General features: G+C 32.9%; 30 protein-coding genes. All 30 read right to left on the bottom strand.

What is annotated here, in order from left to right; translation table 11 throughout:
* Window positions 1-104 precede the first annotated feature (104 nt).
* Window positions 105-725, bottom strand: a complete 621-nt coding sequence (locus LJE08_RS00630; RefSeq protein WP_227402111.1) for a M48 family metallopeptidase — start codon at window positions 723-725, stop codon at window positions 105-107.
* A complete protein-coding gene (locus LJE08_RS00625) occupies window positions 725-1,558 on the bottom strand; it encodes an Mrp/NBP35 family ATP-binding protein (RefSeq protein WP_117925639.1) in 834 nt (277 codons plus the stop codon). The genes LJE08_RS00630 and LJE08_RS00625 overlap by 1 nt, the downstream gene beginning before the upstream one ends.
* Window positions 1,559-1,561: 3 nt before the next feature.
* Window positions 1,562-2,464: a tyrosine-type recombinase/integrase gene (locus tag LJE08_RS00620; protein ID WP_186998392.1), complete on the bottom strand. Its 903-nt coding sequence runs from the start codon at window positions 2,462-2,464 to the stop codon at window positions 1,562-1,564.
* Between the two features lie 175 nt (window positions 2,465-2,639).
* Complete coding sequence (locus tag LJE08_RS00615) at window positions 2,640-3,737, bottom strand: site-specific integrase (RefSeq protein WP_227402110.1); 1,098 nt, start codon at window positions 3,735-3,737, stop codon at window positions 2,640-2,642.
* A gap of 104 nt (window positions 3,738-3,841) precedes the next feature.
* On the bottom strand, window positions 3,842-4,189 hold the full coding sequence (locus LJE08_RS00610) for a hypothetical protein (protein WP_227402109.1): 348 nt from the start codon (window positions 4,187-4,189) through the stop codon (window positions 3,842-3,844).
* A 253-nt stretch (window positions 4,190-4,442) separates the two neighbouring features.
* Complete coding sequence (locus LJE08_RS00605; RefSeq protein ID WP_227402108.1) at window positions 4,443-4,772, bottom strand: DNA-binding transcriptional regulator; 330 nt, start codon at window positions 4,770-4,772, stop codon at window positions 4,443-4,445.
* Complete coding sequence (locus tag LJE08_RS00600; protein ID WP_227402107.1) at window positions 4,762-5,508, bottom strand: DNA polymerase beta superfamily protein; 747 nt, start codon at window positions 5,506-5,508, stop codon at window positions 4,762-4,764. Before LJE08_RS00600 ends, LJE08_RS00605 begins: the two co-directional genes overlap by 11 nt.
* Entirely contained in the window at window positions 5,501-5,707 is a 207-nt protein-coding gene (locus LJE08_RS00595) for a hypothetical protein (RefSeq protein ID WP_227402106.1), read from the bottom strand. Before LJE08_RS00595 ends, LJE08_RS00600 begins: the two co-directional genes overlap by 8 nt.
* Window positions 5,708-5,727: 20 nt before the next feature.
* A complete protein-coding gene (locus tag LJE08_RS00590; RefSeq protein WP_227402105.1) occupies window positions 5,728-6,231 on the bottom strand; it encodes a hypothetical protein in 504 nt (167 codons plus the stop codon).
* Between the two features lie 78 nt (window positions 6,232-6,309).
* Entirely contained in the window at window positions 6,310-7,191 is an 882-nt protein-coding gene (locus LJE08_RS00585; RefSeq protein ID WP_227402104.1) for a prohibitin family protein, read from the bottom strand.
* The gene (locus tag LJE08_RS00580) at window positions 7,184-7,762 is read right to left on the bottom strand and encodes a hypothetical protein (RefSeq protein ID WP_227402103.1); all 579 of its coding nucleotides are present in this window, start codon (window positions 7,760-7,762) and stop codon (window positions 7,184-7,186) included. The genes LJE08_RS00585 and LJE08_RS00580 overlap by 8 nt, the downstream gene beginning before the upstream one ends.
* Window positions 7,763-7,776: 14 nt before the next feature.
* Complete coding sequence (locus tag LJE08_RS00575) at window positions 7,777-8,004, bottom strand: hypothetical protein (protein ID WP_227402102.1); 228 nt, start codon at window positions 8,002-8,004, stop codon at window positions 7,777-7,779.
* Window positions 7,982-8,377, bottom strand: coding sequence for a hypothetical protein (locus LJE08_RS00570; RefSeq protein ID WP_227402101.1), 396 nt, complete (start codon window positions 8,375-8,377; stop codon window positions 7,982-7,984). Before LJE08_RS00570 ends, LJE08_RS00575 begins: the two co-directional genes overlap by 23 nt.
* A complete protein-coding gene (locus LJE08_RS00565) occupies window positions 8,370-8,600 on the bottom strand; it encodes a hypothetical protein (protein ID WP_227402100.1) in 231 nt (76 codons plus the stop codon). The genes LJE08_RS00570 and LJE08_RS00565 overlap by 8 nt, the downstream gene beginning before the upstream one ends.
* A complete protein-coding gene (locus tag LJE08_RS00560; RefSeq protein ID WP_227402099.1) occupies window positions 8,597-8,851 on the bottom strand; it encodes a hypothetical protein in 255 nt (84 codons plus the stop codon). The genes LJE08_RS00565 and LJE08_RS00560 overlap by 4 nt, the downstream gene beginning before the upstream one ends.
* Before the next feature lie 14 nt (window positions 8,852-8,865).
* The gene (locus LJE08_RS00555) at window positions 8,866-9,108 is read right to left on the bottom strand and encodes a hypothetical protein (protein WP_227402098.1); all 243 of its coding nucleotides are present in this window, start codon (window positions 9,106-9,108) and stop codon (window positions 8,866-8,868) included.
* Window position 9,109: 1 nt separating this feature from the next.
* On the bottom strand, window positions 9,110-9,742 hold the full coding sequence (locus LJE08_RS00550) for a Lar family restriction alleviation protein (RefSeq protein WP_227402097.1): 633 nt from the start codon (window positions 9,740-9,742) through the stop codon (window positions 9,110-9,112).
* Window positions 9,735-9,875, bottom strand: coding sequence for a hypothetical protein (locus LJE08_RS00545; protein ID WP_227402096.1), 141 nt, complete (start codon window positions 9,873-9,875; stop codon window positions 9,735-9,737). The genes LJE08_RS00550 and LJE08_RS00545 overlap by 8 nt, the downstream gene beginning before the upstream one ends.
* A complete protein-coding gene (locus LJE08_RS00540) occupies window positions 9,875-10,024 on the bottom strand; it encodes a hypothetical protein (protein WP_227402095.1) in 150 nt (49 codons plus the stop codon). Before LJE08_RS00540 ends, LJE08_RS00545 begins: the two co-directional genes overlap by 1 nt.
* 12 nt (window positions 10,025-10,036) lie before the next feature.
* Complete coding sequence (locus LJE08_RS00535) at window positions 10,037-10,378, bottom strand: hypothetical protein (RefSeq protein WP_227402094.1); 342 nt, start codon at window positions 10,376-10,378, stop codon at window positions 10,037-10,039.
* A gap of 2 nt (window positions 10,379-10,380) precedes the next feature.
* Window positions 10,381-10,605 carry a hypothetical protein gene (locus tag LJE08_RS00530; protein WP_227402093.1) on the bottom strand — a complete coding sequence of 75 codons (225 nt, stop codon included), beginning with the start codon at window positions 10,603-10,605 and terminating at the stop codon, window positions 10,381-10,383.
* Window positions 10,602-10,943 carry a hypothetical protein gene (locus LJE08_RS00525; RefSeq protein WP_227402092.1) on the bottom strand — a complete coding sequence of 114 codons (342 nt, stop codon included), beginning with the start codon at window positions 10,941-10,943 and terminating at the stop codon, window positions 10,602-10,604. The genes LJE08_RS00530 and LJE08_RS00525 overlap by 4 nt, the downstream gene beginning before the upstream one ends.
* On the bottom strand, window positions 10,940-11,149 hold the full coding sequence (locus LJE08_RS00520) for a hypothetical protein (RefSeq protein ID WP_227402091.1): 210 nt from the start codon (window positions 11,147-11,149) through the stop codon (window positions 10,940-10,942). The genes LJE08_RS00525 and LJE08_RS00520 overlap by 4 nt, the downstream gene beginning before the upstream one ends.
* Before the next feature lie 72 nt (window positions 11,150-11,221).
* A complete protein-coding gene (locus tag LJE08_RS00515) occupies window positions 11,222-11,452 on the bottom strand; it encodes a hypothetical protein (protein ID WP_227402090.1) in 231 nt (76 codons plus the stop codon).
* Between the two features lie 128 nt (window positions 11,453-11,580).
* A complete protein-coding gene (locus tag LJE08_RS00510; RefSeq protein WP_227402089.1) occupies window positions 11,581-12,042 on the bottom strand; it encodes a hypothetical protein in 462 nt (153 codons plus the stop codon).
* A 172-nt stretch (window positions 12,043-12,214) separates the two neighbouring features.
* A complete protein-coding gene (locus tag LJE08_RS00505) occupies window positions 12,215-12,490 on the bottom strand; it encodes a hypothetical protein (protein WP_227402088.1) in 276 nt (91 codons plus the stop codon).
* Window positions 12,490-12,720, bottom strand: coding sequence for a hypothetical protein (locus LJE08_RS00500; RefSeq protein ID WP_227402087.1), 231 nt, complete (start codon window positions 12,718-12,720; stop codon window positions 12,490-12,492). The genes LJE08_RS00505 and LJE08_RS00500 overlap by 1 nt, the downstream gene beginning before the upstream one ends.
* Window positions 12,721-12,862: 142 nt before the next feature.
* Complete coding sequence (locus LJE08_RS00495; protein ID WP_227402086.1) at window positions 12,863-13,396, bottom strand: ERCC4 domain-containing protein; 534 nt, start codon at window positions 13,394-13,396, stop codon at window positions 12,863-12,865.
* Entirely contained in the window at window positions 13,380-13,580 is a 201-nt protein-coding gene (locus tag LJE08_RS00490; protein ID WP_227402085.1) for a hypothetical protein, read from the bottom strand. Before LJE08_RS00490 ends, LJE08_RS00495 begins: the two co-directional genes overlap by 17 nt.
* 75 nt (window positions 13,581-13,655) lie before the next feature.
* The gene (locus tag LJE08_RS00485) at window positions 13,656-14,306 is read right to left on the bottom strand and encodes an RNA ligase family protein (RefSeq protein WP_227402084.1); all 651 of its coding nucleotides are present in this window, start codon (window positions 14,304-14,306) and stop codon (window positions 13,656-13,658) included.
* Window positions 14,307-14,453 lie beyond the last annotated feature (147 nt).

Genomic DNA, 14,453 nt, shown 5'->3' with positions numbered 1-14,453 from the left:
TTTTTTACTACTTATAAAACGACCCTATAAAAATTTAAGGACTATGTTCGACCCTACAAGAATTTAAATATCCTAAAAAATTAGAGCTCAAGTTGAGCTCTTTTTTAATACAAATTTGGGATTGGATTCTTTTTATTTTTCTTCATGATCTCTTTATAGTTTGGCATCCAAGTGCAAAGTAAATCATAGAATTCTTTTGAATGATTCAAATGATACAAATGTGCTAATTCATGAAGAATGATCGCATCCACAAATTCTAAAGGCATAAATATAAGATTCACATTGAAACAAATCTTATGTTTACTTGGTGTGCAGCTACCCCACTTACTTTTATAAAAGCCATATTGTAAAGAAATATCCTTTATGTGCAATTGTTCGCAAAAGAATTCAAAACGAAGATCAATATACTTTTGGGCATTCTGCTTCAAAAATAGTTGAATCAACATTGCATCTGGATACAAATATAAATCATAATCTTCAACATAACACTTTCGTTGATCAATATAATGTAATCTATATTCGTTACCCAATAAAGGAATCTTATCATTTTCTTTTGAAACAGTATACTTGCCTAATTGATTCTTGATCCAAGTTTCTTGTTCTTTGACAAAATCATCAATTTCCCTTTTAGAAACATAGAAAGGAGCGCTCACCTGAACGACTCCTTTGATTACACGTATTTTTATTTTTTTACAATTGGACTTACGATGAAGTACATACTCCATTAGGCAATATCTTCTAAGACTTCAGTCGCAATATCACTTACATACGCATCTACTTTTTCTTGTTGTTCTTTAGAATATGCATCATATTCATTGATATCACGAATCAAATCCAACATAGGAAGTGTTCCATATAATTTTGTACAAGTTGAATTACACAATGCTTCCACATCTTCCTTCTTGTAGAATTCAATTCTTTCACGACAATTTGGACATTCCAAATACGCCATATTTTCAATGATACCAAGAACTTTGACTTCCATTTTCTCACACATGTGACAAGCTTTTTCTACAATCATACTTACCATTGGCTGAGGTGTAGATACCATCACAACACCCTGCACTGGAATGGACTGCATAATTGTTAGAGCAACATCTCCAGTTCCAGGAGGCATATCAATCAATAAGACATCCAAATCACCCCAAACAACATCTGTATAGAATTGTTTAACAACCCCACCAATGACTGGACCACGCCAGATAACTGGATCAGATTCAGATTGTACCAAGAAGTTTAAAGACATAACTTTAATACCTTCTTTTGATTCAATTGGAATCAATTGCTGCTTTTCATTTCCATACGCATGCTGGTTTGTCAAAGCTAAAAGTCTAGGAATACTAGGACCTGTAATATCCGCATCCATAATCCCAACTTTTAAGCCTTTTTTTGCCATGGCCTTTGCCAACATAACTGTAACAGTAGATTTGCCAACACCACCTTTACCAGACATTACAGTGATAATATTTTTTATGTGGTTATCTGGATTCGATTGAATTCCACATGTTTCACTGTTCTTACCACATTTTCCTTGAGAAGGACAACCTTCACATGACATATACTATTCCTCCTTTTGTTTTTCTATTTTTTGAAAACAACGATCATATACACTTGTTAAACGCTGATCTTGAATATGCGTATAAATCTGCGTTGTTTGAATATTTGAATGTCCCAATAACTCCTGCACGATTCTAAGATCCGCATCCCCATCTAAAAGGTGTGTCGCAAACGAATGCCTGAAACTATGCGCTGAGATTTTAGGGTTCAAATTTAATTCATTTACTTTATTTTTGATCATTAAATGCACATATTGCCGAGTACAACGACGGGCTAAACGATTCACAAAAAAATACGAAACATTCTTTACATCCCAAACACTACGAATAGAATCTAAATAGTATTTCATCTGTGAAATACAATACGAAGAAATCGGAATCACACGTTCCTTATCCCCTTTACCTTTGACCTTTAAGATACCTTCTGACAAATGCACATCATTCAACTTTAACTCACAAAGCTCACTTACACGCAAACCACAAGAATATAATACAACTAATATCGTTTTATTATATTGATCAATCTCATTGTCTTGAAAAGATGAAAAAAATTTCTTAACCTCATCCACCGACAAATAAACAGGCAGATGCTTTGATGATTTCATCCCATGAATTAATAAAGATACATCTTTGACTTCAGGATGCGCAATCGATATCTGCAAATGAAAAGAATGAATACTCGCAATCATACGATTGACACTCGAGGTAATGTGATCTTCGGCATAGACATTCAAAAAGTCTTCGATATCCAAAACAGAAATGTTTTCGCACAACAAAATATTTCTTTTACCTAAGAAATTTAAATACACCTCAATATCATGAAGATACGATTGTTGCGTTTTCTTTGATTTTCTTTGTAGAACATTCAAATATAAGCGGTAATCCTCAAATGCATCTTTTAATTCCATAAAAATATTATAACACAAATCAAATATAAATTGGTTCTAACAATAACATATGAGCATTATCTATTGTATGATATAGTTGTTGCACATGTATAACGCTTTATATAAAGCATATTTTAAACAAATCACAAAAGACTGGAATTGTCAATATAAAGTGTCGGCACACTTCGGACACACTTTACCTAGAAATCATGTTTACAGCCTCGATTTTCTGTTCATTTGACGAATGAACATAGTACTGCATCGTTGTATTGAACGATGTGTGTCTCATTAATTCTTGAGCTGTTTTTGTATCGATTTGATTATTTACTAGGCGTTGTGCAAAGCTATGACGAAGCATATGATAATTAAAATTAAATCCATATATGCTTTGTGATCTTTTTTCAAAATAAACACCAAATGGGGATGGACTTAAATAACCACCATTATATTCTGGACATACTATATCAAATGGGTTTACCTTAAACCACTCCTTCAACTCTTCTACTAAATTATCTGGAACAAACAGAGTTGCATTTGACGCTTCTGTCTTACCTCCATTTTTTGCATAGAGGTCTTTTTGTTTTAATCCAGCATAAACCAAAGTTTTGTTAATTACTACTGTTTTGTTATTCAGGTTAAAATCTTTTTTCTCAAGAGTTGCCATTTCACCAAAACGCAAACCTAAATAATACCCCAGTTTTATAGCCATTATGAGACTTCCTTTTTTTATGTCGCTAAGTCTACGGTTATTTGATATTTCATCAATGATGATGTTAAATTGCTCATGCGTTATGTATGTTCTTTTTCGTTTCGTGATATTGCCAAAAATCATTACGTCTCTTGTTGGATTATCGTTGATATATTTCATACGAACAGCGTAATCAAATACACGAGTTAACGCCCAACGAATATGATCATTGAAACGATACGCATCTTTCGAACGATTATTAAAGAATGTCTGAATTGTATTGTATCCAATGTCCTTAATTGGCATTCTTAAAATCGCTTCATCAACATGTCTGAACGAAACCGTCCAAAGATAAATTGTCGCTTCAGAATACTTCAGTTTGACAACTTCTAAAAATTCATCAATCAATTGTTGCAGAGGTTTGTTTTCTCCTGCCATGTTTTGAGGGCTTTTTACCATTAATTCAGCTAAGACTAAACTTCCTGCCTTTTCAGCCTTCTTGGCGGTTTTATATCCACTCTTAGAATATCTTTGGCCTTTATATGTAAAGTAATACTCATACACTGTTTCGTTTTTTCTTTTACGTTCTCTAACGTTTGCTTTCATCTTCTATTTTCTCCTTCTATCACCTTGTCCTTTCTGTGTCCTTACCTAATTAATAGCACAGAAGGAGATGAAAAACAATAAAAAAATATAGGGAATAAATTGCTTTATTTCCCTTCGGTTTGTTCCCTATATTTAAAGTAATGCTCGGTCAGCGATTCAATCTCTGATCCATATATGCTCATAAAGTCACATACCTTCTCTTCTGAGAGTTTACCTTCATCATTACTTAATGCATATTCTTCAATGATTGCATGTGTAAGCTCATGTTTGAGCGTCTTAATCTTCTGAACCAATGACAGCTCTTTATGAATATAAATCCTATGATGTACATAATCGCAGCATCCAATCTGACATGTTCCATTAGAATTATTTTCTACGTACACATAGTCGTTATCACCAGTCTCAAGCACATCATACTCAACACCAGTCAATCTATTTATCATTAATTTCATGCTGGACAATCACCTCTTTCAATCTTTTGATTTCTAAATCCTTCTCTAATAGTGCTTGATTAAGCACCTGTAAATCATTAAGAAGAACGTATAAATGATTCTGCATTAAAACGTTCCTTATGTTTAAATAAGACGCTTCAATGGTGTGTTGTTTAACCCTCATCATAACTAGACGCACTTACTGCAAGGATTGTTAATAAGAAGCCAACAATAGAACCAAAGAAGTATCCTGCTAAAAAACTAAATAAATCCATCACAAATTTCCTTCCTTATTATTTATATACCAACTCGGATAATACAGCCAGTAGATAAGCTCTGGCTTTCTGTCTAATAGATAATACAATGTAACTGTTGTATTACAGATAGGACTGACGCCTTGCTCCCATTTACGCACACTAGCCAAACTAGCTCCAATTGCTTTTGCAAACTTGCGCTGTGATAAATTGCATTTCTTACGAATGCGTACTGCATCCTCTTTGGTGATACTAGGTTCAGCATAGACTTCAAATTCAGAAGCGTTTTTAATGCTCTCTGGATTTACATTGCTTTGACTAGGCATACCATAATTAATATTAGTAACCATATCCCGACCACCTGGTCACTGCCTTTCTATTAATGTCAATAACCAGTCTTTCTGCCATTAATCTATCTACGTTAGGCTCAAGAATAGAATGTACTAAACAATATTCCAAAACACCATCACAATATTGCGTAATACGTTCAACGTCATTGTTTTGCATGGCTTTACTGTGTAGCACTTGCCACTCTGATTTGTAAAATGGCATCTTGTCTACTTCTACAATGAACTCACCTTTTAAAAACAAATCATATGACATAGCAGTCAATCTAGCAGCATGACGTAAGAATTTTTCATTACCCGTCTTACTGTATGTTTTTAGATGACTATAGATAGTACCTCGCAATGATTTATAGATATCATTAGATAAGAATTGTTCTTTAATATCTAATAAATATCTACCAAAACCATCACAAACCAATATATTACTTGGATCGGCAAATAAGATTTCAAGCACGTTTACATTACCTTTAAGAGCTAAATTGACGAACTTATCTAATGTATAGATTTGAATATCAGTATTCTCTGTTACCTGATTGAAACCATCAAAGTGATGCATACCTAAAATATCTTCTGCAGTACGAACTGCAATGCCTCGAATGTCGATGTCGCTGTTTTCATTTGCTAGACCATAGGCGTGTGATCCGCCTACAGTCAACAAACAAATGTTTTCACCTAGATTTTCATGCTGTAACAAATTTTGATACTCTGGTCTATCTAATAGCCCTGCCCATTTATACATCTTGAGACAACCCTTCTCTTGAAATGCGAGGTGTTCTATCTCGATTTGCCATTTTCTCTTCCCATTCTTTTTGTTCTTTCATCAACTTAGCATGAACCACTGGTTCTAAATCAGCTCTAGTCAATCCATACTTTGCACAATAATTACCTAATTCACGTACAAGCTTTGCGCTTGCTTCATATTCTTCAAAATTTGCCATAATTGCCTCTTTCTATTACACTACATACCTAGTTTATAATTTACATTCGCAATAATATAATCGACCAAGATATCTAGATTAGGTTGAATCTGTCTCCATACATCAATCTTCTGCGAATGATTGTATTTCTCACATTTTAAAGTATACTTTCCTTCTTCGACACGGTTTGATTTCAGTGTGTCAGGATTCGCACATTTGAATACTGTATTCTCTGTATCTGAATGCCAATTCTTTAGCACTTTAAGCTCTGTACCGTCTAATACGGCTTCATGCTCGCCTCTGTTGATCAATGGGCTGATTACTGATTCATATTCACATCTAGACCAGAATTCGTACATACAAGCACTGCGAATATCACTCTTCAGCTCATCTCTAGTTTTACCATCCTTCTTGATCGCATCTGAAATCCATTCACAGAATACAATATTTCTAAAGATATCGAAGTTCTCTAGCTTGTCTGTATTCATATTAAACGTTAATGCATACCAGTGAAGGTTCTTAACACGCTTATCTACCTTTTTCATTTTAATTTCCTTTCTTTACTTTTAACTTTACCAACGTTAAATTGAAAAGTTATACGTTAATAAATATATACTTCTATACTACTTAAGATTATCTAAACCGATCATGGTATTTCCATCTGTAACCTTCGGCAATTTTCCATCCCATTTGTTGATCCATTGCTCTTGTAGTACTTCTGGAGTTAAAGCTTTTGTTTTAACTGCGTTTGCGTTAGCTTCACCTTCCGCTTCAATCAATTTTGTTTCGGCTTCTGTTCTAGCTTTATCTTGTTTCTGTTTGGCGGTTTCAACTTGTTTCTTAGCAACCGCTTCATCAGAGATTGCTTTTTCAATTTTCTTTCCTGCATCCAAATCTTTGATTGTTAACATCTTTAATGTAACACCTTCTTTTTCAAGATTTTGCTTTAAGATATCAGTTGCTTTATTAATGATTTCATTTCGTTTTTCTCCCAATAAATCAATAATATTATAGTTGCTGCAAACCTCATTCATTGCATTTTGGGCATAGTTACCGATGATATTATCTTTCAATGCTTCCATTGTTTTGTATTGTTTATATACTTTGAATGCATTTGATTTTGATACTTCATACTTAACATTTACTTGCATCTTTGCCCATTGCGCATCCTTAGTTTGAACGGATACCTTATCATCTGTTCTTTCTTGTACCGTAGTATCAATCTTGTAAATTTTATCTACGAATGGAGTTACAAAATGGACTCCTTCTTTTAAAGTGTTCTTTGAAGTTCCATGCAACGCAGAGTATTTAACACCTACTGTATTGGATGGAATCACACAAATTGACTGTACAAATACCAACAAACCAAGCGGAACAACAGATAAAAGGCCTTTTTTATTCCATTTTAAAGTTACGCAACCAAACTCATTCTCTTTCTTTAACGTAATAACTAACGTTGCAATTGTTGCCACCAATAATAAAACACTAATAATTAATTTAATCATTTTTTTCATCTCCTTTAATTTCACAATTTTCTAAAATTTTATGAATTGGAACGCTTGTATCGACATCTTTAAAATATCCCTTTTCGTGCAATTCAAGCAAAGGCCTATAATTTGAAATACACTTCTGCATTCCACTATCTTTGTGTGCATTCAATAAATCAAACTCAAACTGAGTTAATTTGAATGTTGTTTTTTCGTATGGCTGCTTTAACCATTTAAATTTTCTTTCGATACAATCACCATTAAAGTCACATTCACTACAACCTGTGCCCAAGCACTTCGTAACTCTTCCGCCAATTAGAGCTAAATCACACATTTTTATTGTTGACAAGTATTTAAAATAATGTTCAAAATTCGTTTCTTGTTTTTGTTCTTCTTCAAGCCATCCCAATTCTTTCATTTGCTGGTGAATAGCCTTAAATTCATCAATATCAATATTTAATGAAATGAAATTGCGTTGTTTGTAAAATCTATGCAACTCAAAAATAAACGTAATTTCTTTACCACATTCTGACAAATATTGAATTGCGTTCTCACTTTTGCGACATTCATATCCCAGTGTCTCAAACATTTCTCTAGCACTCATCATGACCACCCCAATTCATTCATCTGTTGTTGAACCGCTTTTAACTCATTTGCAGTTAAACTTTTTATTGAATTTGCCATTCCACATTCCGTATATGAATAAAAGATTTTATCTTTTAAATTAAATTGAATTATGTAACGCATAATACTTCCTTTTTCATAAACAACACAATCGCCAAAAGCACATTTTTTATACCCTAGCTTTTTAAACATTTCTCTGGCAGTCATCTTCTTGCTCCTTATAAGGCTTTGGCAATGGCATCCAAGCTAAACCTTCAAAATCTATTTCACTATCAAGTTCATAATCATAATCATAGCCTTTACTGATAACGAGCCATCTATCTTGCCATACGTCCTCACCATCACTAACAAGTATTTCCTCATCAACTTCAGGAACTAGACAATCGAGACAAATTGTAACCTCGTCTTTTGGTGGAAATGGAATCCACTCAAACAAATCTGCTTTATAGACTAAATCCTGTAATGTTCCACATGCGTTCGAATAAAAGTCTTGTAAATATCTCTGAGTGTGATATCCATCACCACTTTCATCTAACACTATATTTCTAATCTTGTTTAAAGCTTCTTGATATTTATTCATTTTCATCTACCTCTAACTCGCTAAATTCTGCTTCTATTAAATCTTCGTAATCTTCATAAGGTTCATCACTTTCTTTTCTGTAATAAACCTCTGCATACCCTGCTCTTCCGTCGCTTTCCAAGTTATAAAACAAATCATATAAACTACCGCCATAATTATCTATTTCTTCAGATAAATCATCTTCGCAGTAGATAAGCCCAGCATATTCGTATTTTTTATTCATATTTCTTTATCTCCTCTCTTATATTCCCCTGTTCTTACATACTCAAGTGATTTAAGAATCTCTTCTAAAATCATTAATTTAGAATCATATTTACATATTATTTTGAATTGCGTAAACTTTTGTTCATTATCATTTACATCTAATTCATCATCTAAAAACGCTTTTTCAAGTTCTTTTGATTTACAAAGTTCATCAATTTTATTTTTTAATGCATCTATTAATCCGTTAAGTCTTAATTCAACTTTAGACATCCTCTTTCTACCCTTTACCCTTCTAAGCATTCATACAGCATGATGCAGTGCATTGCATTAATAACACTTACCACTTCGTGCCAGGTCATACACTCAATGATTGTTTCACAACCATCTTTATTTTCATCTGAGTAGTCCCTGATCAAGTCGTAAGTTTTACGTGAATCATCACTGTATTCAAGGAAATAAGCATATTTAGTGCAAGCATTTATCGATTCTAGCTTAGCCTGTGTTTCTAGATACTCTATATCCATCATTTTATTTTTCCTCTAACTGTTTCATGTCATAACCACTACTAACAAATTTAATTGTCAATTCATGCCTTATGCAGTTTCCTAATTTTGTATAAATTAATTCCATTTGTTCTCGTGTAAATTCCATATCAAGACATTCATTCACTTTTCTTAAAACATTATCTTGATACTTTTTATTCTTCTTGTCATATCTGTATGGCATTGCTTTAAAACAACTTCTGCTGCACCATTCAAGTAATTTGTACTTCACTTCGTCAACTGTATTAACATCACCTAAATAGAAATATAGATTTGTTTTTGGAATCAGAATTAGCTCTTTATTGTGATTTATGAATGATCCATAGAAGATATTCATAATTTTAGATATATAATTGGTTAAATCATCATCTGTTCTTCCGTTCCAAGCGTTTATTGCTGCTTCCTTTGATGCGTAAATGTAGCTGCCTTGCGAACTATCGGAATCAGTAGCAATAGGACAATCGCTTGTTGAATTATTTGTATCGTGCATAATTACATATCCAACTCCACTGTATGGATTTTCTAAATATGATTCATCTTTAAAATTTCCTTCATCGTCTGTTAACTGTAATTTTGCTTTTCCACCACAGAACGGACAAGGTCTTAATTCTTCAGTCATTTTCATCTTCCTCTTTCTCTTTTACTAATTCTTCATATTTATCGCCATTACAGCAAAATTCACAGAATCTGCTCGTGCATCCATTACCTTTATAACAATATGATCCAACTATCTTTTTGTGTCCCTTTGCCATTAAATACCATCCCCTTCGTTTAAACCATCATCATATATTTGATTCCAGACTTTATGAATCTTTTCTCCACATTCATCTTTTAAAACATACTTAATTGGGTTTCCATTAAATGCTCTTGAATGCAGAGTGAATCCATATTTCTGTTTCATTTTTCTAATTCTTTAACTGTCATTTTTCTTTCTCCTGTTTGCAAGAACATCGCAATAATCTCGTGATTTTTTTGATACTAAACTATACTCTTTTTCAATTCTATCTATCTCTGCTTGTTGTTCTTTTGTTGGATTTCCATTACTCAATACGTAAAGCACGTACATACTGTCATGATACTTTTCTATACACTTATCGTTAAGTTCGCAAAGCTTTTTTGCTTCGTTGTGCCTTAAATTACATCCTTCATCTGTTGCAAATTCTTCTGGAACATCATCACCAAAAACTGCACAATAATATTCAGTGCCATATTCGTTTGATTGACAATGTTCGAATTCACATCTATTACACTTCATTTTTATTCACCTACCTCACCATCTTTTTCTTTACAAAGAAATATTTTAAATCCATGATTAGAATCGTAAGAAATCGAATCAATTACACGTTCTAATAATTCATCTGAAATATACCCCTTGTCTTTTCTTGGATTTATAGTGACAATGAAACGACTAAAGATTGTTGTCTTTTCATAAATAACAACATATGGTGTATCAATTAACGGCAACAATTCTATTAATTTCATACTTCCACATTCTCGCCTTCTAGTTCTAAATGTTCTATGGCAAAACTCAATTTTTCTGCATATCTAGTAATGAATATCATTCTGTCTAAATCATTTGCGTCCATGTCATAAATATATGATTGTAATTCGTTCGATAGACATTTAAGCAATGTTTCTTTGTTTATAAAATCATCCGATATTCTTTCAATACGCTCAGTAAGTTCTGATGTCATTTGCAATACATCTCTAAGTCTTGCAAACATCAATTTCTCTTCTTGAGGTTCGTAATACAAAAGCCATTTGAAATATTCATTTGCTTTATTACTTATATGTAGTAAAGCTTCTACTTTATTATTCATACTTCAACATCCTCATCTGCAGGCATTTCAAAGACAACTCGCAAATCCGATATATCCCATTCATTTGCATCCAATATACTGTGAATTTCATCTAAAACTTTTAATGCTTTTTCTTTAGTTGAATAACTTGCACACCTTCCAAATCCACCATTATCTGAAATTACAAATTCACCATCAAACTCATCTATGCATATACCGTATGACATAAATAACCCTGTCCTATCTTGACTTCTTATCCACATATTTATTTCACCCTTTCTAAATTTCCCTTCATTGTTTTACTTTACATTTTCCAACTCAGATTCTTTGCCGATTAATGCAATAGAATATGTACGTCTCACATAATGCATAATGCCTTTTCGGATCTTGCCTGCTGTACGAATAAAATTATCTCTGCTCATGCCCAGAAAATCCGCACATTCCTGACTTGTGCCAATAAATACTGGCAAAGTATTCTTGCCGTATAACCCATAAATTGTCTGGTCTTTAACAACATATTTCCTAGGCATTATGCACCAATCTTTCTTCCTGCTCATATCCTTCTTGAATCTTTTGCTTTACTGTACAATGTGTTCTATACACAGTACATTTTCCACAGCTTTTTGTTTCGCCCATAAGACACTCATCACAGTGTGTCCTAGCCAACAATCTGTTCAGATAATTGATTTCCTTTGGACTGAACATCAACTCGATTTTCACTTTGCTGCCCATGTGTGCCTCCTAATCTAACAAATGTTTCTGCATCTTCATCCATAAATACTCCAACAACCTTAGAGTATTTATTTGAAGAATTGTTAATAACTCTAGCTAACGCTTTAAGATATTTTCTTTGAACCTTTAAACTAGACACGACATAAGCAATTCGTAGTCCATATTTAGTATTGACTGCAATCTTTGTGTCTGGACTTAAGCGCTGATCTGATGGATTGATAAACATATATGTTCTTCCACATTTATCATGTTTTGCAAAACACACATTAACCATCTTGACTGGGTTAAATTGAATCAATCCAGATTTCTTTTCTCTTACAGCCCTAAATGTATCCTGATTCATGACTTGACCTAATCCTTTAATTAAATCTTTTTCTTCTAAACTCATTTTTTATCTCCTTTTAATATATTACACTACATACATAAAACTAAATTAACCTCCTATGTGCGTTCTTTCGTACATTTCCGCATCACTGATATTTAAACAGCTTTGCATTCCATTTAAGAGAAACAAAACACCTAGGATCCACAATAAAATCACAATAACTTTTTTCATATATCTAGTCCATATATGGCTCATGAATGGTATAATTCCATCCGTTCTCACATTTGTCTAGCGTATAATAACCTCGTGCGTAATAACCAATTCCATACCCATCAGTGTAAATGTTTGCACGCCATTCCTTTTCTTCTGGGAGATGTTTTTTATTCAATACAAACTTAACAAAGTTCAACACATCTTCTTCAGAACAATCTGCTTCAATAAAGTACCCATACAAATAATCTCCGTATCTTCTAATTTGTCCTTGAAATTTTTTATTAACTAAAATTTTCATTATTTCACACTCGCTTTCGTTTGACGTTTAGCTACTTGCTGTTTTGTTTCTACTGTTTTCGCCTTAGCTGAATTCACCATTACTGAATTAACATCTAGTTTGCAAGCCACACAGATTGAGCAAATAGCTTTTACATAATCAGGAAATTGTTCTGATCCACTGTTATCCCAAACAGCTCCGTTGAGCACTTCCAATGATTTTGCAATTTCTTTTTTCTTTTTACTTAACATTTTCATTCCTCCTATATTACACTACATACTTAAGTGAATTTTTTAAGAGGCTTTTGCCTCACACCCATATACTACACTATCCTTGAAGGATAGTCAACAAAAAAATATTACACTACACACAAAAAGTCGACCGAAGCCGACTCTATCTTAATATCAATGTTTTTAAATAATATTCAAAATACATTCTTATATATAATGCGGTATATTTTTGCTCAGATACATACACAATTGGCATATCGTATCTAAACTGGAATGTAAACAAACTAGCTAAGAAGCTCTTTTTGTTGTATTGCGTATCGTAATTGCCATTTGCAATATCTTCAAATGAGCCATTTTCAATCAACATAACTTTATGCACTGGAGATAATGCAAGCTCTTTTTCTAAGCGGTCACGCCCATTTGTCAGATTGCCAGAGATTTCTGATAATGAACCTTTTCTTTCAACTACAATCTTCTGATCGAAATAGATGTCTCTAGGAATGTTTAGCTTGTCATTCTTAGGTATCATCACAGAATAATCTCCATAGTCCAATTTTTTCTTTTTGTATTTCAATCCTTTTTTATTCCAAATATCTAACAATGTTTGATTATTCTTTTCTCTTGTATCAACTAGAACAACCATAGAATTGATAATTTCTTGTTTTTCTTTATCCGTATATTTATAACAATCCAGCATTCGCTTCCCTCTTTACTACTTCGAACATATCTTTAATATCATCCATCATAGGATGTCTATTCATGCATGTACTAGATACGGCAAATTCTTTTTTAACTGCATCTACATACATTGTAGATGTGCCATCCTCGAATAGCATGTCTTCTGCATTTACATTCGTATAATGAACTAATATCTTTTTCATTTTTTGTCTCCTATACTTCCTAACATCATAATTGTAAAATATTTACATCTTTTCCTAAAATTTGCATGATTCACCTCAATTTCTTGCAAAATCATGGACTTTGATTTTAACAATCACTCTGTCTCCAGTCCTTGTTAGCATATCGACAGCAGGTTTACATACAATACCTTCCATTGGGGCTTTACCAATTGTAGACATTGGGCGCTTTTTTACGAATTCAATACCTTCATCAATCGTTCCTCTGAATACGATAGGCACAACTTCAATTCCTAATGCTTTACCAATATCTTCGATAGCGTCTCTCTTTAACCAAATGTTTGTTTCTACCATATAAACATCAAATAAAATGAATGAATTATCTTCTCGATACAATGAACCTACTTTTTGAACTCTGTTACCGTACCCTTCACCATAAAGAATTACTTTCTTTTCTCCAAAAAGCTGTTCAAAAATTTGTTCAGTTTCTGGATTACAGAAAATTTCCTCTAATTTAGGTAATAGATTTGGCTGAATCACAGATTTATTTGTTCTTCCTGCAAAAGAAATTGAATATCCATCCCAGAAAACACGGATATTTGTCCCATCAATTTTTTCAGTTCCAATCCATTCGTTGTTTCTTAAATATTCAACAGTTTCATTTCTGTAATCATTCATAATTAATTCTTTTTTTCCTTCAAGACTTCTGTGAAATACGGTCTCGATTTTTGTATATGTTTTTAATTCCATTTTATTTTCCTCCTATTTTAAAATGTAGTTACCATTTCTTTTTTTTATAAATTTTGTCTCCATGGCGTAATACCTGATAAGTATATTCATCAACAGACAAATATAATTTGTCGGGTTCGTCAGAGAATTTTTTTTAATGATTCTTAT

The organism is Holdemanella sp. DFI.5.55 (genome assembly GCF_020593575.1).
Lineage (GTDB): Bacteria > Bacillota_I > Bacilli_A > Erysipelotrichales > Erysipelotrichaceae > Holdemanella > Holdemanella hominis.
This window is presented reverse-complemented; position numbering and strand designations above follow the sequence as displayed.